Raw genomic sequence first — 24,422 nt, 5'->3', positions numbered from 1 at the left:
AAATAATTATCAAAGTAAACTTTTTTATAATTGAGGGGTGATTTATTCGTTTTATCTTTGTAAATGTCTAATTTTTTTGAAATAATTTCAATTAGATATTAATAGGAAATAGATAAAATACAGTGGTGATTTGGTATTTATGCATAATTAAATGCAGTTAACGGTTCCATTTTAAATGATGGAATTCAATATTAGCCAATTAAAATTGCAGTCAATTAATCGAACTTATCTAAAAAATGGAATGTCTTATTCCGCAGCATAAAATAAATTATTTATTCCGTTGTCAGGAGAATTAATGTCAGGAAATTGTTAATTGACTGTTATTGACGGGGCTATAGCATCCCGTGCCTGAATATCTTGCATTGATATCAGATCTGTCCGTTTTTATTTCTTGGGGGCAAGAAGTGAGAAAGAAATATTGGTGATGGTTGTCAGAAATGACAGTTTTCAAATTTCTAACAGATTCGTTGAGGTAGTAAATGAAAGATAGCATCGCTCAAGCAGGAAGTGATTTTAAAGCTGAACTCCTCTCTCAGACGTCAGAAAATATAACCAACGTAAATGACATTTTACCATCGACTCAGAATGTAAAGAATATTCCCCAGACGTTGACATCCAGTGAATCATTTTGGTACGAACGTCTTGCTGCTTTGCAACCCCTCCAATTACCTTTTGAAACCGCTGGAGAGCAAGCGGAACCTAGTTGGGTAATAAGCGACTGGCAGCTCCCATTGCCAAAAAACGGTGAAGAGGAACCATTACAAACATTGTTGCAGGCGTTCGTTATCTACCTTGCGCGTTTGACTCAGCAGACTACATTTCAAATTGGTTGGTGTGTGGATGGAGTAAACGATAAGTCGGCAGATTTGGCACCGGTGGTGCCAATGGTCGTTGAGCTGGAGTTTGATAAGCCCTGGCATGTGGTAGCGAACTGGCTGGATGGCGAGCTGTCTCGGTTGACCCGGCACTGCACATTTAGTCGAAATCTCCTCGCGCACGCTCCTGCATTGTGGGCTATTCCGGCGTTGACAACCCACCAGCCGTGGCGAATTGCCGTTGCTGTCATAGCGGAGGATAGACCGTGTGATCAGACGGCACCGGGCGAATTGCTGACGCTCCAACTCAATGCGCAGGGCGGTTTTCGCTGGATTTACGATGAAAATCGCTTGAGCACGGAAGTGATTCTGCGCATGAGTGAACATTTACAGATGCTGGCAGCGTCAAAAAAGCAGGGAGAGGAAATTCCTATCTGGCAGCTTAATGTGTTATCTGAGGCTGAACGAACCTTACTACTGGAAACGTGGAACGCCACGGAAACCCCTTATCCTGACCCGTTATGTATTCATCAATTGTTTGAACAACAGGCAGAACAAGCCCCGCACGCCACGGCGTTGGAATATCAAGAACAGACCCTCAGTTATGCGGAATTGAATACTCGTGCTAACCGGTTGGCTCATCAATTGATTGCGCTGGGCGTCATACCAGACCGGCGGGTAGCGATTTGTGTAGAACGCTCCCCGATGATGGTGGTGTCATTGCTGGCGGTGCTGAAAGCCGGTGGGGCTTATGTGCCGTTGGATTCAACTTATCCGCGGGAACGTCTGACATATATCCTGAGCGATAGTGCGCCGTCAGTGGTGCTGGTTGATGAGGCTGGCCGGGCGGCGCTGGGTGAACAGGCGCTGGTAGGCGTGACGGTACTTGATCCGAATATCCAACTTGACCAGCCCGACAGCAATCCGCAAATTCCGGCGTTAACGCCACAGCATCTGGCCTATGTAATTTACACCTCCGGCTCAACCGGGCAGCCGAAAGGGGTGATGGTGGAACATCAGGCGATTTATCAACGTTATCTGGGTTTTAATGACACCTATGCTGTCACCTCACAAGACCGGCTATTGCAATTTGCCGCGTTTGCGTTTGATGTTTCAGTGGAGGATTTCTTTTCGTCATTATGCAATGGTGCCACACTGGTTATCCGGGATGATAGCTGGCTGGCTTCGATACCAGAATTTGTTGCCTTAACCCGGCAATATCGTATTACGGTGATGTCACTGCCGACCTTATTCTGGTCTGAACTGGCGGCTAGAGATAATGGATTACCGCTGCCGGATTGTCTCCGGCTCATCATCATTGGGGGTGAGGCGGTGAAAAAGAGCGCCATTCAGGACTGGTTTAGACAGGCAGGTCACCGGCCCCGGCTGTTGAATGGTTATGGCCCGACGGAAAACACCGTGACGGTGACCTATAAGGATGTGTTATCCCCGGAGGATGCCCGTTCTATCGGCAGACCGGCTAAAAATGCCCGTATCTACCTGTTGGACAAATATGGCGAATTGGTCCCCGCAGGCTGCGTGGGAGAGATGTATATTGGTGGCGTGGGGGTGGCACGAGGTTATCTGAACCGGCCGGCGTTGAGCGTGGAACGTTTTATGCTGGATACTTTTAGTCCGGTATCCGGCGAACGGATGTATCGCTCTGGGGATTTGGCCCGTTATTTGCCGGACGGTGATCTCGAATTCTTGGGCCGTAACGATGAGCAAGTGAAAATCCGTGGTTTTCGGATTGAACTGGGGGAAATTGAAACCCGACTGACGGAACACCCGGCGGTACAAGAGGCGGCGGTGTTGGCACTGGATGGCGATCAGGGCAAACGGCTGGTGGCTTATGTGGAGGCGAAGGCGAATGAGGGATTGGCTGTTGATTTGCGTGAATACCTGAGTGCCATTTTGCCTGACTATATGGTACCGGCGGCCTTTGTGCGTCTGGATACCTTCCCGCAGACCCCAAGTGGTAAGTTAGATCGTCGGGCGTTGCCTGCGCCCGGGGAAAACGATTTTGCCCGTCAGATTTATGAAGCCCCACAAGGGAAGGCTGAGATCACTCTGGCGGACATCTGGCGTGAGTTATTGGGCATTGAACAAATCAGCCGACATGACAGTTTCTTTGCGTTGGGTGGTCATTCCCTACTCGGCGTGCAGATGATTGAGCGTTTGCGCCACCTAGGTTTAACACTGACGGCGCGTGATCTGTTCCAGTCGCCGGTGCTGTCAGCATTGGCGCAAACGTTGGGACAGCATCAGGCTGTGATAGTCCCGCCTAACGCCATCACGCCGACAACCACGGCACTGACGCCGGAGATGTTGCCGCTGATTGATGTGAGTCAAACTGATATTGACCGCATCGTCGAGCAAGTACCGGGTGGGATAACCAATATTCAGGATATTTATGCGTTGTCGCCGTTGCAGGACGGTATCCTGTTCCACCACCTGTTGGAACAGGAAGGCGACCCCTATCTGGTGCTCTATCCGGTGGCTTTTGCTAACCGCTCTTTACTGGATCGTTATCTGGCGGCGGTACAACAGGCGGTTGATCGCCATGACATTTTGCGGACGGCGTTTATTTGGCAAGGATTATCCGTTCCGGCGCAGGTGGTCTGGCGTCAGGCACGGTTGCCTGTGACAGAACTGACGCTAGACCCGGCGGACGGTCCAGTCATTGACCAGTTAACCCGGCGTTTTGATCCCGCTCAGTATCGTCTTGACTTGAGTCAGGCGCCGCTATTGCATTTTGTTATTGCTCAGGAAACCGATGGCCGCTGGTTTTTACTGGAATTGCAGCATCACTTGATTGGCGACCATGAAACGATGGAAGTGATGCACCGTGAAGTGCAGGCCTATTTTTCCGGGCAAGGGGATCGCCTGCCTGCGCCAGTGCCGTTCCGTCATCTGGTGGCTGAAGCTCGGCTTGGGGTGAGCCAGGAAGCGCATACCCGTTTCTTCACTGATATGTTGGCGGCAGTGGATGAGCCAACGTTGCCGTTCGGGCTGACGGGCGTGCATCGTGATGGATCTCAGAAGACCGAATCTCACCGGATGTTGGTTCCTGAGCTAAATAACCGTCTGCGTAGTCAGGCCCGGCGTTTGGGCGTCAGTCTGGCGGCGTTGTGTCATCTGGCTTGGGCGCAGGTATTATCGCGCACCAGCGGGCAGGAGAAAGTGGTGTTTGGTACCGTCCTGTTTGGGCGCATGGCCGTAGGGGAAGGGATGGGGTTGTTTATCAATACCCTGCCGCTGCGGCTGGATATCGATGAGACCCCAGTACGAGACAGTGTGCGGGAGGTGCATCTGCGACTGGCTGAGTTGCTGGAGCATGAGCATGCTCCGTTGGCGCTGGCTCAACGATGCAGTGGGGTTGACAGCGGTACGCCACTCTTTAGTGCCCTGTTGAACTATCGCCATAATGAGCAGCCAGATTCTTTGGATGAAACGATGGCCGGGATTGAATTCTTGGGCGAACAGGAGCGAACTAACTATCCGTTTGTGCTGTCGGTGGAGGACGGTGGTTCTACGCTGGGTCTGACTGCTCAAGTCGTGCAGCCGTTTGATCCGGACAGCCTCTGCGGTTATATGCAACAGGCATTGGAGAGTCTGGTGGAAGCGCTGGAGCAAGCCCCAGAAATGCCCGTTCGGGTATTGGACATCCTGCCGGAAGCGGAGCGTACCTTGTTGCTGGAAACTTGGAACGCGACGGAAACCGTCTATCCTGATCAGTTATGTCTCCATCAGTTGTTTGAACAACAGGTGGAGAAAACTCCAGCGGCGACGGCGCTGATAGCAGGCGATAAAATGTTAAGCTATACGGAACTGAATACCCGTGCTAACTGGCTGGCTCATCAGTTAATCGAACAAGGAGTTTGTTCCGGTGATCATATTGCGCTCCTGTTAGAGCGCTCGATAGCACTGGTGGTGGCTCAGTTGGCCATTCTTAAAGTCGGTGCCGTTTACGTGCCGGTTGATCCCAGTATGCCGGATGAGCGGAAAAACTGGCTGATAAGTGATTGTTCCGCCCGGTTGCTGCTCACCGATACACAGGCTGATATTCCGGCTAACCTGACGGTTCCGCTGTTGCGTCTCTCGGATCAATCAGACACGGACGGAAGAGAGGAAGAGTGCTTCAACCCTGATTTGCCGCGTTCCAGCGCCGAGTTAGCATATATCATGTACACCTCCGGTTCTACCGGTACACCTAAAGGGGTCTTGGTACCGCATCGTGCGGTGGTCCGGCTGGTCATCAATAATGATTATGCTGAAGTCGGACCGGATGACCGGGTGGCCTTTACGGCTAATCCGGCTTTTGATGCCAGTACATTTGAAGTGTGGGCACCGTTGCTCAGCGGTGGGGCGTTAGTGGTTATTGACCGCGCCACGTTATTAACACCACAGGAGTTAGTACTGGTTTTACAGGCTCACCACATCACAGTGCTGTGGCTAACTATCGGGTTATTTAACCGACTGGCACCAGAGTTATCTCCGGTTCTGCCGCAGATAAAGATCCTGATTTTCGGGGGAGATATACCCGACTTACAGGTGATTGCTCAGGTTCTAAATAATCGCCCGCCCCAACAACTCTTGCAGGCTTATGGCCCCAGTGAGGGAACCACGTTTACCACCATGTATCCTATCGTGGCATTAACGCAGGGAGTGACGCGGATCCCCATTGGCCGACCGATAGCCAATACACGTATTTATCTGTTGAATGCTTACGGCCAGCCAGTACCGTTGGGGGTGACCGGAGAGATTTATGTGGGCGGAGACGGGGTGGCTTGTGGTTATCTTAATCGCCCTGACCAGACTGCTGAACGTTTCCTGACAGATCCATTTAGTGATCAACCGGATGCGCGTATGTACCGGACCGGGGATTTGGCCCGTTATCTGCCGGATGGCAATCTGGAATTTCTGGGCCGTAATGACCAACAGGTTAAAATTCGCGGTTTCCGCATTGAACCGGGGGAAATTGAGGCGCGTCTGGTGGAACATCCGGCGGTGCGTGAGGCGGCTGTGTTGGCGCTGGGTGATGGGTCGGACAAACGGCTGGTGGCCTATGTGGCGGCGGAAGCCCATGAGGGGTTGGCGATGACTCTGCGTGATCACCTGAGTGCCATTTTACCTGATTATATGGTGCCGTCAGCTTTTGTGCGTCTGGAGGCTTTCCCGTTAACCCCGAACGGTAAGCTGGATCGCCGGGCGTTACCGGCACCGGACGAAGAGGCGTTTGCCCGTCAGGTTTATGTTGCGCCACAAGGCGAGATGGAAATTGCGCTGGCGACGATTTGGCGTGAATTACTGGGGATTGAACAGGTCAGTCGGTATGACAGCTTTTTTGCGTTGGGCGGCCACTCGTTGCTGGCTGTGCGGATGGTTGAACATCTGCGTCACTTGGGGTTGACGCTGGCTGTGCGTGATTTGTTCCAGTCGCCAGTGTTACTTGAATTGGCGCAAACATTGGGGCAGCACCCGGTTATGGTGGTGCCACCCAATGTGATTACGTCAGCGACGACGAAAATCACCCCAGAAATGTTGCCGCTGATTGATCTGACTCAAGCTGAGATTGACCGTATCGTCGGGCAGGTGCCGGGTGGGATAACTAATATTCAAGATATCTATGCCCTGTCACCGTTGCAGGACGGCATTTTGTTCCACCATTTATTGGCAAACGAAGGTGATCCGTATCTGGTGGTCAGTCAAATGGCTTTTGCTGACCGGTCTCTGCTAGATCGTTATTTGGCGGCAGTGCAACAGGTGATTGATCGCCACGATATTCTGCGCACTGCCTTTATCTGGCAAGGGTTGTCAGTACCGGCACAGGTAGTCTGGCGTCAGGCATCCTTGTCGGTGACTGAGCTGGCGCTGAACCCGGTTGATGGCCCGGTTAGCGATCAACTGGCTCGACGTTTTAATCCCCGCCATTATCGTCTCGATTTGGGTCAAGCACCGCTGTTACGTTTTGTGGTGGCGCAGGAGACCGATGGCCGCTGGTTCTTACTGGAATTGCAACATCACCTGATTGGTGACCATACCACAATGAAAGTGATGAACCGTGAAGTGCAGGCATACCTTGCCGGACAAGGGAATAGCCTGCCTGACCCAGCTCCTTTCCGCAATCTGGTGGCGCAGGCCCGGTTAGGAGGGGATCAGGAAGCGCATACCCGTTTCTTTACCGAGATGTTGGCGGAAGTGGATGAGCCAACGCTGCCGTTTGGGCTGACGGATGTGCATCGTGATGGTTCTCAGGAGATAGCATCCCATCGGCTGCTGACGGCCAGCTTGAATCACCGTCTGCGTAGTCAGGCCCGGCGTTTGGGAGTCAGTCTGGCGGCGTTGTGTCATCTGGCTTGGGCACAGGTATTGTCGTGTACCAGTGGTCAGGAGAAAGTGGTGTTTGGCACAGTACTATTTGGGCGTATGGCGGCGGGAGAAGGGGCTGACAATGGTATGGGGCTGTTTATCAATACCTTGCCGTTACGGTTGGATATGGATGATACGCCAGTACGCGATAGTGTACAGGCCGTACATACCCGGCTGGCGGGATTGTTGGAACATGAGCATGCTTCACTGGCGTTGGCTCAGCGATGCAGTGGAGTTGCCAGCGGTACGCCACTTTTTAGTGCTTTAATGAACTATCGACATAATGATCAGCGTGATCCTTTGGATGAAACGATAGACGGGATTGAATTCCTGGGCGAACAGGAGAGCACTAACTATCCCTTTGGCATGTCGGTGGAGGACGATGGTGCCACGTTGGGGCTGATCGCTCATGTGGTGCAACCGTTTGATCCGGAAAGCTTGTGCAGTTATATGCAGCAGGCGCTGGAGAGTTTGGTAGAGGCCCTTGAGCAGGCTCCAGAGACACCGGTACGAACACTGAATATCTTGCCTGAAACGGAACGCACCTTGTTACTGGAAACATGGAATGCCACGGAGAGCCCGTATCCTGAGGCGTTATGTATTCATCAATTGTTTGAGCAACAGGTGGAGAAAACCCCTGATGCGACGGCGCTGGTGTATCAAGAGCAGACGCTGAGTTATGCCGAATTAAATGCCTGCGCCAATCGCCTTGCTCATCAACTGATTGCGTTTGGCGTAACACCGGATCAGCCGGTAGCCATTTGCGTGGCTCGCTCCCCGACTATGGTGGTGGCATTGTTGGCGGTGCTGAAAGCCGGTGGGGCCTATGTGCCGCTGGACCCAACTTACCCGGGGGAGCGTCTGACGTATATCCTGAATGATACCGCCCCATCAGTGGTATTGGCTGATGCGACCGGACAGGCTGCACTGGGCGACGAGGCGCTGGTCGGGTTGACGGTACTCGACCCGAATATCCAGCCTGACCTGCCGGATAGTAACCCGCAGGTCCCGGCGTTGACGCCACAGCACTTGGCTTACGTCATTTATACCTCCGGTTCAACCGGGCAGCCGAAAGGGGTGATGGTAGAACATCAGGCGGTCTATCAACGTTATCTGGGTGTTAATGAACGCTATGCCGTCACCGAGCAAGACCGGGTGTTGCAATTTGCCGCTTTTGCGTTTGATGTTTCAGTGGAAGAGTGCTTCTCGTCATTATGTAACGGAGCCGCGCTAGTTATTCGCGACGATAGCTGGCTGGCTTCAATGGCGGAATTTATTGCCTTAGCCCGGCAAAACCGTATCACGGTGATGTTTTTGCCGACTCTGTTCTGGTCTGAACTGGCGGCCAGAGATAACGGGTTGCCGCTGCCGGATGGTCTCAGGCTGATCATCATTGGCAGTGAGGCGGTCAAAAAGAACGCCATTCAGGATTGGTTTAGGCAGGAAACCTACCAACTCCGGCTATTGAACGCGTATGGCCCGACGGAAAATACCGTGACGGCGACCTGTAAAGAAATATTATCCCCGGCAGATGATCGTTCTATCGGTCGGCCGATTAGGAATACTCGCGTCTACTTACTGGATAGAAACAGGCAACCCGTGCCATTGGGCTGCGTTGGTGAAATGTATATTGGTGGCGTGGGGGTGGCACGGGGTTATCTGAACCGGCTGGCATTGAGTGAGGAACGTTTTATACCGGACGTCTTTAATCCGGTGCCCGACGCTCGGATGTATCGCACCGGAGATTTAGCTCGCTATCTGCTGGACGGTGAATTGGAATTCCTGGGTCGTAACGACCAACAGGTTAAAATTCGCGGCTTCCGGGTTGAGCTAGGGGAAATTGAAACCCGGCTGGTGGAATATCCAGCAGTACAAGAGGCGGCGGTACTGGCGCTGGATGACGGGCAGGACAAACGGCTGGTCGCCTATGTGGTGGCGGAAGCGAATGAGGGTTTGGCTGCCCGTTTGCGTGAATACCTGAGTGCAGTTTTACCTGACTATATGATACCGGTGGCCTTTGTACGTCTGGATAGCTTTCCGCAGACGCCGAATGGCAAGCTAGATCGCCGAGCGTTGCCGGCACCGGGGGAAGCGGCGTTTGCCCGTCAGGTTTATGAAGCCCCGCAAGGGAAGATAGAAACGATGTTAGCGGCTGTCTGGTGTGAATTACTGGGCGTTGAGCAGATTAGTCGATATGACAGCTTCTTTGCGTTGGGCGGCCATTCACTGCTTGCCGTGCGCATGATTGAACGATTGCGGCGTATCGGTCTGGGGATAGCGGTACAAACACTGTTCCAACATCCAACACTCTGTGTTCTGGCGCAGTCTCTGGTTCAGCATGATGAAATCCGGGTGCCTGACAACCGTATTACACCGGATACGACGGTACTGACACCGGCGATGTTGCCGCTGATCGATTTAACTCAGCCTGACATTGATCGTATCGTCGGACAAGTCCCGGGCGGGATGGCGAATATTCAGGATATCTACGCGCTGTCACCGTTGCAGGATGGCATTTTGTTCCACCATCTGCTGGAGAATGAAGGTGATACCTATCTGTTAATTAGCCAGATGGTTTTTGCTGACCGGGTGCTGTTGGATCGTTATTTGGCGGCGATTCAACGGATAATTGATCGACACGATATTCTGCGTACCGCCTTTATTTGGCAAGGATTGTCAGTGCCGACGCAGGTGGTCTGGCGTCAGGCCCCATTGTCAGTGACGGAACTGACACTGAACCCGGCTGATGGCTCAGTCAGTGACCAGTTAACCCGGCGTTTTGATCCGCGTTATTATCGTCTTGACCTGAGTCAAGCCCCGTTACTGCGTTTTGTTATCGCGCAGGAAACGGATGGTCGTTGGTTGTTACTGGAACTGCATCATCACTTGATCGGTGACCATGAAACGATGGAAGTGATGCACCGCGAAGTTCAGGCGTATCTGATGGGTGAGGAAGAGAGCTTGCCGGTGCCGGTTCCTTTCCGCAATTTGGTGGCGCAGGCCCGGCTGGGTATCAGTCAGGAAGAGCATACCCGCTTCTTTACCGAGATGCTGGCGGAGGTGGATGAACCCACGTTGCCGTTTGGATTGACGGAGGTACATCGTGACGGTTCGCAGGTGACGGAGTTCCACCGGATGCTGACGAGCACGTTGAATGACCGTTTGCGTAGTCAGGCTCGACGTTTGGGTGTCAGTCTGGCGGCGCTGTGTCATCTGGCTTGGGCACAGGTATTGTCTTGTACCAGTGGTCAGCAGAGTGTCGTGTTTGGGACGGTGCTGTTTGGGCGTATGCAGGCGGGGGAGGGTGTTGACAATGGCATGGGGTTGTTTATCAATACCTTGCCGTTGCGGCTGGATATCGATGAGACTCCGGTACGGGACAGCGTACAGGCCGCCCATACCCGACTCGCCGGATTATTGGCGCATGAGCATGCGTCATTGGCACTGGCTCAGCGTTGCAGTAGGGTTGCCAGCGGTACGCCACTCTTTAGTGCGCTGTTGAATTATCGGCATAATACTTTGTCGGCAACGTCAGATGAACTGATCAGCGGTATTGAATTTCTTGGTGGACAGGAGCGAACCAACTACCCATTCGTGCTGTCGGTGGAGGATTTTGGCGAATCTCTGGGGCTGACGGCTCAGGTCGTGCAACCGTTTGATCCGGAAAGCCTATGCGCTTATATGCAACAGGCGCTGGAGAGTCTGGTAGAAGCTTTGGAGCAAACGCCGGAGACACCGATACGGGCCTTGAATATCCTACCCGAAACGGAACGCACGCTGTTACTGGAAACCTGGAACGCCACGGAAACCGTCTATCCTGATGCGCTATGTATTCATCAATTGTTTGAGCAGCAAGTGGAGAGAACCCCAGAGGCGACGGCGTTGATAGCGGGCGATAAAACCCTAAGTTATATGGAACTGAATACGTGTGCTAACCGGTTGGCTTATCAGCTAATCGAACAGGGGATTCGTCCGGATGACCATGTTGCGCTCCTGTTAGAACGATCGATAGAACTGGTGGTGGCCCAATTGGCTATTCTCAAAGCTGGCGCTGTTTACGTGCCGGTTGATCCCAGTATGCCGGATGAGCGGAAACATTGGCTGATAAGTGATTGTTCCGCTCGGTTGCTGCTCACTGATACACGGGCTGATATTCCGGCTAACTTGACTATTCCGCTGTTGCGTCTCTCGGATAAGAAAAGTGCGAACAGAGAGCAAGATCATGTCAACCCTAATTTGCCGCGTTCCAGCGCCGAATTAGCGTATATCATGTACACCTCCGGCTCTACCGGCACACCCAAAGGGGTTTTGGTACAACATCGTGCGATGGTCCGGCTGGTCATCAATAATGGCTATGCCAACATCGGACCGGAGGATCGGGTTGCCTTTACCGCTAATCCGGCTTTCGATGCCAGCACGTTTGAAGTTTGGGCACCATTGCTTAATGGTGGTGCTTTAGTCGTTATCGACCGCGCCACCTTATTGACACCGCAGGAGTTAGTGCTGACTTTACAGGAGCACCGCATCACAGTGCTGTGGCTGACGATCGGGTTGTTTAACCGGCTGGCAGCAGAGTTATCTCCCATTCTTCCGCAAATTAAGATTCTGATTTTCGGGGGAGATATACCCGATTTAAAGGTGATTGCTCAGGTTCTGGATAATCGTCCGCCACAACAACTCTTGCAAGCCTATGGTCCGAGTGAAGGAACCACCTTTACCACCATGTATCCTATCGAGGCGTTACCGCAAGGAGTGAGCCGGATACCTATTGGCCGCCCAATAGCGAATACGCGTGTTTATCTGCTGGATGTTTATGGTCAGCCGGTACCGCCAGGGGTGATCGGGGAGATTTATGTCGGTGGTGATGGGGTCGCCCAAGGTTATCTTAATCGCCCTGAGTTAACCGCCGAACGTTTCCTCGTCGATCCATTCAGTGATGACCCGGATGCCCGCATGTACCGAACCGGGGATTTGGCTCGCTATTTACCGGACGGTAATCTGGAGTTCATGGGGCGTAATGACCAGCAGGTTAAAATCCGGGGCTTCCGGATTGAACCGGGGGAAATTGAGGCGCGTCTGGTAGAGCACCCGGCGGTGCGTGAAGCGGCGGTGTTGGCGTTAGGTGATGGGCCAGACAAACGGCTGGTGGCTTATGTGGTGGCACTCGCGGATGACGGGCTGGTGAATAGTTTGCGTGCTTACCTGAGTAAAATTCTGCCTGATTATATGGTGCCGTCAGCTTTTGTGCGTCTGGATGCGTTTCCGTTGACGCCGAACGGTAAGCTAGATCGTCGGGCGCTACCGGCTCCGGACAGTGAAGCGTTTGCCCGTCAGGTTTACGTGGCGCCACAAGGCGAAACGGAAATGACGCTAGCGGCGATTTGGTGTGAATTACTGGGGATTGAACAGGTTAGTCGATATGACAGCTTCTTTGCGTTAGGCGGCCATTCACTGCTCGCTGTACGCATGATTGAACGCTTGCGTCATTTGGGATTGACATTGGCGGCGCGTGATCTGTTCCAGTCGCCGGTGCTGTCAGATTTGGCCCAAACGTTGGGGCAGCATCAGGCCGTCATCGTGCCGACTAACGTCATCACCCCGGCAACCACGGCATTGACACCGGAAATGTTGCCGCTGATTGATCTAACTCAGCCAGAGATTGACCGCATCGTTGGGCAAATGCTGGGCGGTGTTGCCAATATTCAGGATATCTATGCCTTGTCGCCATTGCAGGACGGTATTTTGTTCCATCACCTATTGGCAAACAAAGGGGACCCCTATCTATTAACCGGTCAGATGGTCTTCACTGAGCGGACTTTGCTGGGCCGTTATCTGGCGGCGGTGCAACAGGTGGTAAATAGACACGATATCCTGCGTACTGCCTTTATCTGGCAAGGGCTGTCAGTGCCCGCCCAAGTAGTTTGGCGTCAGGCATCCTTGTCGGTGACTGAATTGACACTGAACCCAGCCGATGGACCGGTTAGCGGACAATTGGCTGAGCGTTTTGATCCCCGTCACCATCGTCTAGACTTGGGCGAAGCACCGTTATTGCGCTTTATAGTGGCACAGGAGACTGATGGCCGTTGGATTGTATTGCAATTGTTGCATCATCTGATTGGCGACCATACCACGTTGGACGTGATGAACCGTGAAGTACAGGCTTATCTAGACGGACAGGAGGAGAGCCTGCCAACACCGACACCTTTCCGCAATTTGGTCGCGCAGGCCCGGCTGGGGGTGAGTCAGGATGCACATATCCGCTTCTTTACCGAAATGCTGGCGGAGGTGGATGAACCTACATTGCCGTTCGGATTGACGGAGGTGCATCGTGATGGCTCCCAAGTGACGGAATCGCAGCGAATGTTGGCACCTGAGTTGAATGACCGTCTACGCAGTCAAGCCCGGCGTTTGGGGGTCAGTTTGGCGGCTTTATGTCATTTGGCTTGGGCGCAGGTGTTGTCGCGTACCAGCGGACAGGAACAGGTGGTGTTCGGTACCGTAATATTTGGGCGCATGGCGGTAGGGAAAGGGGTTGACAGCGGCATGGGGCTGTTTATCAATACCTTGCCGTTGCGGCTGGATATGGATGATACGCCGGTGCGAGATAGTGTACAGGCAGTACATCGTCAGTTAGCGGGATTGTTGGAACATGAGCATGCCTCACTGGCGCTGGCCCAACGTTGTAGTGGTGTGCAGGATGGCATTCCACTGTTTAGTGCCCTGTTGAACTACCGACATAATGATCAGCCAGATCCTTTGGATGAAACGATGGACGGCATTGAATTCCTTGGTGCGCAGGAGTTTACCAACTATCCGTTTGCCTTGTCGGTGGAGGATTTTAGTGACGCACTGGGGCTAACTGCTCAAGTTATCCAACCGTTTGAGCCGGAACGGGTATGCGGCTATATGCAACAGGCATTGGAGAGCTTGGTGGAGGCATTGGAACAGACCCCGGAAACGCCGGTACGGACATTGAACATCCTACCTGAAATTGAAAGTACGTTGATGCTGAAAACGTGGAATGCGACGGAAACCTCGTATCTTGAACCGTCGTTATGTATTCATCAATTGTTTGAACAACAGGTGGAGCAAACCCCGGACGCAACAGCGTTAGTGTATGAGGAGCAAACTTTTAGTTATGCCGAATTAAATGCCCGCGCTAACCGGCTGGCCCATCAGCTCATTGCGCTAGGTGTAGAACCGGACCAGCGGGTGGCGATTTGCGTGGCACGTTCACCGGCGATGGTGGTGGGATTGTTGGCGGTGCTGAAAGCTGGCGCGGCTTATGTGCCGTTAGATCCGGATTATCCGGGCGAACGTCTAACGCATATTTTGGCTGATGTTTCACCGGTTATTTTATTGGCTGATGCTGTCGGGCGTACAGTGTTGGGCGAGAATGTACTTACCGGGCTGACAGTGTTTGATCCGAATACATTGTTTGACCAGCCAGACAGCAATCTTCAGATACCTGAACTGACCTCACGGCATCTGGCGTATGTGATTTACACCTCCGGTTCGACTGGCACACCAAAGGGCGTAATGGTTGAACATAGACAATTGGTCAGTCAAATTACTTCGCTGAACACGAAGTGGTCGCTTAACGCATCTGACCGTCTATTGCAATTTTGCAACCCTTCTTTTGACGTTTGTGCATCAGAAATATTTTGCGCAATAACACAGGGGGCACAATTAGTCTTAAGGACAAATCAGTGGCTCTTGAGTGCGCAGGCGTTTTGGCGTCTGTGCGAGTCTTATAAAATTACCTACATTGCGATACCGGCCCAATTCTGGCGGATAATATCAAATGTTGATAAAGGCGATATCTATCAGGGCCTAAGGATTATTTGCATTGGTGGGGAAGCGATACCTGATCATGAGTTACAACGTTGGCTAGCGACTCACGGTGAATACCCTGTTCTGGCGAATTGCTACGGTCCTACAGAAGCCACGATTACCACGACGACATCCTGCCTAAACGAGGGGATGGGGCAGGCCAATATCATAGGCCGTCCGCTACCGAATACACGCGTTTACCTGCTCGACGTTCAGGGGCAGCCAGTACCGTTAGGAGTCGAGGGGGAATTGTATATTGGGGGCGTTGGTGTCGCACGGGGTTATTTCAATCGTGCTGAACTGACAGCGGAATACTTCCTGACTGATCCATTTAGCGATAATCCAAATGCACGGATGTATCGAACCGGGGATTTGGTTCGCTACTTGCCGGATGGCAATCTGGAATTCTTGGGGCGTAATGATCATCAGGTGAAAATTCGGGGTTTCCGGGTTGAACCGGGTGAAATTGAGGCCCGGTTGGTGGAACATCCTGCGGTAAGTCAATCTGTGGTGCTGGCGTTGGGTGAAGGGCAGGACAAACGCTTGGTGGCTTATGTGGTGGCGCAAGCGGATGAGAGGTTGGCGAATAGCCTGCGTACCCACCTGAGTGCCATTTTACCTGACTATATGGTGCCGTCAGCCTTTGTGCGTCTGGATGCCTTTCCATTGACACCGAACGGTAAGTTGGATCGTCGTGCGTTACCGGAGCCGGACAATGAAGCGTTTGCTCGTCAGGCTTATGAAGCGCCACAAGGCGAAACGGAAATCGTATTAGCCGCGATTTGGTGTGAATTGCTAGGGATTGAGCAGGTTAGCCGGCATGACAATTTCTTCGCGTTGGGCGGCCACTCACTGCTTGCCATGCGAATGATGAATCTTGCCGCCGGTCGGGGTTTGATTTTTACATTGAATGCTTTGTTCCAATTCCCGGTGTTGTCCGAATTGGCCTCTAAAATCACCTCGGATTTATTGTCTCAGCCGCGAAGCAGCGCTATATCGGTGCGACCTGGCGGAACAGGGCTGCCATTGTTCTTTGTTCCCAGTGGCATGGGTGACTATTCTTATGTCTTCGGGCTGGCTCAACATATCCCGTCGGGCTATCCGATTTATGCGCTGCCTTGGCCATCCATCAGTGAAGAACTGATGTTAACGATGGAAGAGCAGGCAGCCAGAATGATCACCTTGATGAAAGCGGTACAACCGGTTGGTCCGTATCGGATAAGTGGCTACTCTTCCGGCGGGATATTGGCTTATGCCATTGTCCAGCGGCTTTTGAGTGCCGGTGAAATGGTTAATTTCTTGGGGTTAATTGATACGCCTGCACCGCATTATTTTGGCAAAGAGGCCATGCAGTCTAAACATCATTTCTTTACTGAGTTGGCTCGGCAGTCGGGGAAGGCGTGCAAAGAAGAGATTGCGGCGTTGTACCGGCGAATTGATGAGTTGAATTTGGTGCAGTTTATTGAAGCAGCACAAGAATTGGCGTTATATCCCGCAAATCTGCGTGCTGATGTGATCGCAAAGCATTGGCGGCAGATCGAACGTTACACGCAAATAGTTGCGGATTATGAACCGTCAGCATTAGCAATAACGTTGCATCAGTTCTATGCGGTAGAACCTTCTCCTGCTGATTCTTTTGTGACGGATGAAAAGCCGGAATCCGTAAATATAGAGCCGTCGTTAGGTTGGGAACGGGTCATGCCTAATACTTCACTTAAGTTGATTGCTACTCCGGGTAACCATTTTAGTTTATTGGAGGATAATGAGAATAAAATCGCTTTAGCACAGGCTTTGAATAGAGCGCTGGCGATCAGTGGTAATGAGGAGATGTAATACTAATATAGTTAAGGAATATTGAATAATTTAACCTTGATATGATAATCCGGTGTGTTTCTTATACCGGATTATCTTTCTTGTTTATCCTTTTTCCCCAAGGTGAAAGCCGATTTTCATTTTTCACTGATAGATTTATGCTGGGCAGGTTTTAACCTGTTTTTAAAAACATTGCTTTAACCTCTGATTTTAATCGTTATCAGGTTTTAACCGTTGTTTTTATCACTTTTAATACCTGATTTTTATTCAGTTTAATCATCATGGCATATCGTATTTTACATTTAACAAACATTAATCATACCCGCTTTTTATCTTTGCTGAGGCTATTTAGCCTGATAATATTAAAGATACCCCCTTATATTTTTTTCGGATAATCAACGCACTGTTTAAAACTTAAATCCTGCCACATTAACCGCTTTATCCCTTATTGCGTTATGTTTATAGCTTGCTGAGTAAAATAACAGTGAGAAAACACATTAACAGGCTGGGTAATATTATTTTACCTGCTGATTTATTTTCAATTCTCTGCTAATAGTTAATGGATTTTTAATACAAACAATTAACCGCCTTTATAAAAAAGGTCTCTATTGAGTTAAATCCATATTTTCCTTTTATATAAGTCTTTAATCTCTCTGTATACTCACTTTTAAATCATCATAGCAGGGAATAAACCTTTTTTATTCCCGCTGAGCTTTTTAAAAATCGGGCATTAATGGGGTACCTACTTTTTAAATCCTCAGATGGATTAATTACCGATAAAAAAGCGCTTGCAATCGCTAAAAACGGGAAATACAAGTAAAAAGAGAAAGTTAGCCATGTTAAAAGAGTGGGATCGGTAAAACAATTATCACTCCTGGAATTTTCCTGTTTTTTTAAAGCAAAAGCGGGTTTTCATTAAGCAGTTTTTATCAACCTAATGTTTTTTCGTTTCCTGATACGTAGTTAACTTCCCCGTTTCCATTAAACTAATGTTTAGGTTTTCTGTTTTCCATAAACGTCTTTCAATCCATGCAACATCGTTTATTGAAGCACATTAACTTAATTGAGTTAATCCGGTTAAATATTTTCACTCTTATTATTGGATTAACGCGGTCACTTGGTTAATCAACTCAGGACCGGTTTTGCCTGATGCTTTCTCTTACAATATCAATATAGCAGTGAATTTTTTACCCGTTTTTAAAAAACCTTAATCATTTATTTTCAACTTTAATGATTAAAGTTTTTACCTGTTTTTTCATCATACGCTGACTATTTTGTCCAGATGTTAAAACGACACTGACAGACCATAAACGGTTTTTTAACGACGGTTTTATCATATGCAGATAAAGCGTCTCTCACTTTTACCTGAATGAGTGAAAATCTCTGTCACGCCTTGTTTTCAAACAAGATGAAAAATGACAGCCCACAATGATTTAATCTGAACGAATCTTAACGTTACTAAGTCAATAAAAAGCATTAAAACGCAATGTTAAAGACAGTAAAAACAGCGTTAAAACCCTGCCGGTGGTAGTAAAATGCGATAAAAAAGAGTTTAATGTCCATGAAAACGGTCAGTCCACATTTTTTCGTTTTATGATTAATGAAAACGCAACAGTGATAATCGAAGCGCTAAAAGCAGATACAGCATAATGCGGTGTTTGTTGCTGCCATTTAATAAAATTCGGATGTTGGGTGAACGTAGCGGAGTAAAAAAATTTGGGATTTATGTCACATTTATTAAGTTAATCAAATACTCATCACCCAAACAGGCGGGACAACATAAGTTTTTTGTTATATGTTCTTGATTAGATATTAAACACATAAAACGACTGATTAGCTATCTTCACGATACTCTTAAGCCGCAATGGAATATTCCCGACGTTGCCTGTTCATACAGGTTATCAATAAGACTATCAGCGACAAACTGCTGGTGCCTTTATAGCTTTATAGATAGTTCTGACGAGACTTGCAAATGATAAGGGAAGCAAGATGCCATTCCAAAAAAAACCATGCAGGCGATTTAGCACCGGACAAATCGCTGACCGCCTGAATGCTCAGCGTGTCGGCAGGCTAACGTGCAACATGCCCCCATCCCAGCTAAAACAGATACTCACCATGATGACCTCATTTCATCCTCGTCTGAGTAATGAGCCATAATGTCCGGGAGGGGTCATGAGCGTATTAATGATGGCCTGGCTGGGGGCCGGCGCTGCGCTGCGCACAACCAGAACAGAGACGACCTCAGCAGGGAATGCTCCGCCGCCGACCGAAATCAGCTCTTCTGCCGATACGGTGCTAAATTATCTGGAAAGTGAGCGTTTTCAGTATCATTCGCTGGCGGCAGCAATGACGTATACCGTTGCGATGGGCGGTGCCCCCGCCGTCCTCCCGCTGGTCGCAGGAGTAGCCGCCGGGAAGTTGGGAGTTCAGATAGGCAATGATATCGGCGAAAGCCTTACGCATGGCGTGATGGTTTTTTTTGGCCGGCGTACGGTCGCCACCGAAGGCCAGGCCCCGGCCCGGCTCGGGGATGCGATTGCCCACCAGAACAAAAGCGCCGGCTTATGGGGAGCGCTGGGCGGCGTGTTGCTCGGCGCGCTGGCGGCGGTGGCCGTCGGCGGGTTAATTGTGGCAACCGGCGGTCTGGCGATGGCCGTAGTCGCCGGGGCGGCGGCCGGCCTGGCGGGCGGTTTTGTCGGCGGACTGGTCTCATCCGTGGGCGCGGCACTCGGGCAGTACGGGGCGAATAAGGGCCAGATTGTCGAAGGGTCGCCAGATGTCTTCTTTGAAGGCCAGCCGGTGGCCCGTCAGGGGGACAAAATTGTGTGCAGCGACCACCCCGGCCCGGTGGTGATTGCCGAAGGCGCGAAAACGGTGTTTGCCAACGGCAAACCGATTGCCCGGCTGGGCCACCGCACCACCTGTGACGCCAATATCAACAGTGCCGCCGCCTCGATTGCCCTCACCCCGCAAACCGGTGACGCCCTGACTATCCTGACCGCCAGCAACCAGGACCTGCGCTGGCTGGTCGCCATTGCCGGCCTGCTCCCGCTACCGCTTGGCCGGAAAAGCAACGGCGGCAAAGCCAAATCCGGGGCGGAACCCACCCCGTCGGTGAAAAAAACCGGCGGTGACAGCCAGCTCTGTAGCAAAGCCGGCGAGCCGGTGGATGTGGCGACCGGCGACTTCTTACAGGTCTGGCCGGTGCTGGCCCTGCCGGGAGTCTTGCCGCTGACCCTGAACCGGACTTACCGCTCCACCGCCGCCCTGTCCGGGCTGTTCGGCCCCAAATGGGCCGATGACTGGTCGCAGCACCTGCGCCGCGACGGCGAGGAAACCCATTTCACCGATGGCGAAGGGGTGATTTACACCTTCCATACCCCGAAGGAAAACGTCTTCTCGGTCAACCTCCATGCCGGTCATTACCTGCTGTACGGCCGGCGCGACGGCGAACTGCGCCTGTTCAACCGCCGCACCCGGCAGATACTGAGTTTTGCCGCGGTCCAGGGCGATAAACGCCGCCTGTCCACGATAGAGGACCGCAACGGCAATCAGACCGTCTTTCGTTACGATGAACACCACCGCCTGACCCGCCTCGTCCATGCCGACATGACGACCCTGGCGCTGCATTACGAGCACCAGCAGCTCACGGCCATTGACTGGCTGCACGCCGGACAGCGCCAGCGGCTGGTGACCTGCCGCTATGATAATCCGGGGTATCTGGCGGAATGTGACACCTTTCAGTTTCACCACCTGTGGCATGAATACACGCCGCAGGGGAACATGACCCGCTGGCATGACACCGATAAAACCGATGTCACTGTGCACTACGATAACGCGGGCCGGGTGACGGCCACCACCACCCCGCAGGGATACTGGCAGGACCGTTTTGAATACGATGACGAACGCCGCGTCACCACCTATTTCGATGCCGAAGGCGGCTGTACCCGCTATCACTATAACGCCGACGGCCTGGTGACCCGCCAGGTTGACCCGCTCGGCCATGACACCCGGACTGAATGGGATTTCAGTCACAAAGTCGCCGAAACCGACCCGCTGGGCCGGACCACGGCGTATGAGTACAGCCCTTACGGCGAGCTGACCGGCGTCATGTCATCCACCGGGGACCTCACTGCTTACGATTACGACGAATACGGCCAGCTTACCCGGGTCACTCAACCGGATGGTGCCCGCTGGCAACTGCATTACAGCGAACAGGGCAACCTGGCCTCGGTTATCGACCCCCAGGGGCGGGTTGAAGAGACCCGTTACGGCCCGCGCGGGGAAATCCTGCGCCGGGTCTTGCCCGATGGCCGCACCTGGCGCTACGGCTATGAACGGCAACAGCTCAGTGAAATTCAGGCCCCGGACGGTGCCCTGACCCGGTTTGACACCGACGGCCTGGGCCGGCTGCTGCGGGTCACCGACGCGTTACATCAGCAGACCCACTACCACCCCAGCCCGTTTCATGCCAACCCGGCGGGCAGTATCAGCGAGATTGGCTTACCGGACGGCATCCGGCAGACGATTGACTACGACAGCGAACGCCGGGTCTCGGCGGTGACTGACGGGGAAGGCCGGACCACCCGCTATACCTATGACGCCTTTGACCGGCTCAGCCGCCTCACCCGCCCGGACGGCACCGCCCTGACCTTTGGCTACGACCGGCTGACCCGCCTGAAAACCGTGACCAGCGAAACCGGCGACACCTACCACTACACCCGTGACCCGGCCGGCCGGGTGATTAGCGAAACCGATTTTACCGGCCGGACCATTCATTATCAGTATGACGCCGCCGGGCGTCGCCTCACCGCCCGTTATCCCAATCACCAGCTGCTGCGCTGGTGTTACACCGACGACGACCGCCTGACCCGCCAGGAAGCGTGGCAGGAAGAGGCCGAACAGTGCACGTTATGCTCGGTCACCACCTACGACCATGACGCGCAGGGACGGCTGATACGGGCCACCAACCCGGACGCGGTGGTGACGTTTGCATATGATGAATCCGGCCGCCTGACCAAAGAGACAATTAACGGACGCGCCGTCAGCCATCAGTGGGACCCGCGAAGCGGCCTGCCCGCCGGCCGCCAGATGGACACCCTGCCCGCGGTCAGCTGGTACTACGGCCTCAACGGCCGGCTGATGCAGTGGCAGCTGGACGGCCATGCCCCGTTGCAGATGCAGCATGACGGGCTGGGCCGGGAAATCGCGCGGGAAAGCGCTGCCGGCTTTATCCAGTCACAGGCCTACACCCCGGTCGGGCTGCTGGCCCATCAGACCGCCGGGCGCAGCTCCGACTGGTTCAAACAGACCCTGTACGAGGCCGACCCGCATTTCCCGCCGCGCGGCAGCGCGGTGACCCGCCACTGGCATTACACCCCGGCCTACAACGTGGCCTGCATTGAAGACACCCGCTGGGACGAGACGCGCTACGGCTACAATGTCAACGACCAGGTGGTGACCACCCAGTTTGGCGGGCCGCGGGCCTGTGACGAACAGTTTGTATACGATGCCGGCCAGCACCTGCATTACCAAAAACGGGTACCGGAACGGCTCAGTGAAGACCTGCGCCAGAGCTACCACACCCAGCAGGCGGGGAGGGTGATTCAGCACGGTGCCTGCACGTATCGCTACGATGAAAACGGGCGACGGACAGAGAAAACCGAACGGCGGTGGGGCTACCGGCCGCGGACCTGGCGCTACCGCTGGGATGCGCACGACCGGCTGACCGGCTTTATCAGCCCGGAAGGGGTGCGCTGGCGTTATTGCTATGATGCCTTCGGGCGACGGATTGGCAAACGACAGGAGGTGGACGCCGCCGGACCGCCGGTGAAACCAACCGCGATAATCGGCTATGATTACCTGTGGAGCGGCGAGCAACTGATCGAAGAAACGCCGGTGTATGCGGATGGCACCGTTGACTATGAACAGAGCATTCACTGGCTGTATGAGCCGGGTGCCCTGACGCCTTTGGCCCGGTTTGAAAAAGGCCAGCTGTACTATGTGGTGAGTGATCATCAAGGGACCGTACGGGAAATCCTGACCGAAGCCGGGGAGCTGATATGGGCAGGACGACTGCTCACCTGGGGCGAGCCGGAATGCTGGCCGGTGCTGACGGTCAATGACCCGCGCAACCTGACGTGTAATTTCCGGTTTGCTGGTCAGTATGAAGACAGGGAAAGCGGTTTATTTTATAATCGGCACCGTTATTACGAGAGTGATACGGGCCAGTACTTATCGCCTGATCCTCTGAATCTTAGTGGTGGCGTTAACCCGTACGGGTATGTCCATGATCCGGTCAATTGGATAGACCCGTTCGGGTTGGCAGCTTGTCCAACACAAAAATATGAAGTTAGTACATTCGATGATTTACAGAGACGTTCTAAGGTGGGTGATAAATTAGATATCCACCATACGGCTCAAAAACATCCTGCGGGGCAAGTAATTACTGGTTATGATCCTAAAGTAGCTCCATCAATAGCTCTCCCTAGAGGAGAACATAAACTGATTCCTACAATGAAAGGACCTTATACGGGATCGGCTAGAGATTTATTGGCAAAAGATATTAGAGACTTGCGCAATTATACTAATGCTCCTCCTTCAGCAATAAAAGATTTGCACAATTTAAATAAAGAAATGTATCCAGAAGCCTTCACTAAAATAAGGTAATAAGATGAATTCTCAACTATTTGTAGATATATTAAAGCTTGTAGTAAGAGATGCTGCTATCGAAGACACTATCTCAATACTTGAATCTCCCCCAGGTAGAAAACCACAAAGAGAACTAATTGAACTATCTGATTTTTATAATGAAAAATCGAAGGAAGAGAAAGAGATAATCAATAAAATAATAAGAATAGTAGCTGATAATACATTGTTCGGTATTCTTTGTGTTATTGATGGTGTACGTGCAATAGAAAATGATGAAAATAAAGGTGAGCTAATATTGACCTATAAAAAGGAAAGTATAGTTAACTTAAATAAAAATAGTAATCTGCACGATATATATAATGCTAGTTAATTAATAAAGCCGGAAGATCCCCGAGATCTTCCGGCTTTATTATGATCTACCTTGGTGCATATCCACAGTAAACCAACGCAGATTGGAGCTTAGAGATCGCATCTTTGATCTGATACGCTTCCTCGTCATTCACGGCACAGGCACGTATCTCCGCCCCGTCCGCCCCCGCGGGCGGGGGCTCCCCGCTGAAAAGTTTCACCTGCGGGCCTGGCCCGCCCGCACCCGGCCAACCCGCGTCAGCGGCGCAGGCAAGCTGCACCGCCGCCACGGGTTCCTGATAAAACCCGGTTCTGGCAGAAAAAGCGGGGCGAAACCCGGCACTGACATCGGGGAAAAAGTGAGCTAAAATCGGCAAAGTGCACATCGGGGTTTTGGGTTCGCGGCGGTGAGGGCAGAGGGACGAAGTGGCTCTTTAACAGGTTGTTATTAAAGAAAAAATCCCGGTCAAAAAGTAGGGTCGTGTCGGGGCAGTCCCTAAGACCCGCTCGGGTTAGCCGGATGTCCAGGGACTAAGAACAAGAAAACGACCTATGAAGGGAAAAGTCGTCGTGGTGCGCTACGGCAGGCCA

5 protein-coding genes are annotated in these 24,422 nt (G+C 52.1%); 4 read left to right on the top strand and 1 reads right to left on the bottom strand.

Annotated elements, in window-relative coordinates:
• Positions 1-479 precede the first annotated feature (479 nt).
• The 4 genes from PluTT01m_RS16115 to PluTT01m_RS16105 all read left to right on the top strand — a co-directional run bounded on the left by PluTT01m_RS16115 (position 480) and on the right by PluTT01m_RS16105 (position 23,853).
• Positions 480-16,853 carry a non-ribosomal peptide synthetase gene (locus tag PluTT01m_RS16115; protein WP_011147336.1) on the top strand — a complete coding sequence of 5,458 codons (16,374 nt, stop codon included), beginning with the start codon at positions 480-482 and terminating at the stop codon, positions 16,851-16,853.
• 1,968 nt (positions 16,854-18,821) lie between these two features.
• Positions 18,822-18,989, top strand: a complete 168-nt coding sequence (locus PluTT01m_RS26935; RefSeq protein ID WP_011147334.1) for a hypothetical protein — start codon at positions 18,822-18,824, stop codon at positions 18,987-18,989.
• Positions 18,990-19,004: 15 nt separating this feature from the next.
• A complete protein-coding gene (locus PluTT01m_RS16110; protein WP_011147333.1) occupies positions 19,005-23,501 on the top strand; it encodes an RHS repeat-associated core domain-containing protein in 4,497 nt (1,498 codons plus the stop codon).
• A 4-nt stretch (positions 23,502-23,505) separates the two neighbouring features.
• A complete protein-coding gene (locus PluTT01m_RS16105; protein WP_011147332.1) occupies positions 23,506-23,853 on the top strand; it encodes a hypothetical protein in 348 nt (115 codons plus the stop codon).
• Between the two features lie 46 nt (positions 23,854-23,899).
• Here the strand turns inward: PluTT01m_RS16105 and PluTT01m_RS28285 are convergent, their stop codons facing one another.
• Positions 23,900-24,217: a DUF7706 family protein gene (locus tag PluTT01m_RS28285; protein ID WP_011147331.1), complete on the bottom strand. Its 318-nt coding sequence runs from the start codon at positions 24,215-24,217 to the stop codon at positions 23,900-23,902.
• Between the last annotated feature and the right edge of the window lie 205 nt (positions 24,218-24,422).

This window comes from Photorhabdus laumondii subsp. laumondii (assembly GCF_003343245.1).
Lineage (GTDB): Bacteria > Pseudomonadota > Gammaproteobacteria > Enterobacterales > Enterobacteriaceae > Photorhabdus > Photorhabdus laumondii.
Note: the sequence above shows the minus strand (reverse complement) of the source record. Positions and strands in the feature narration are given on the sequence as shown.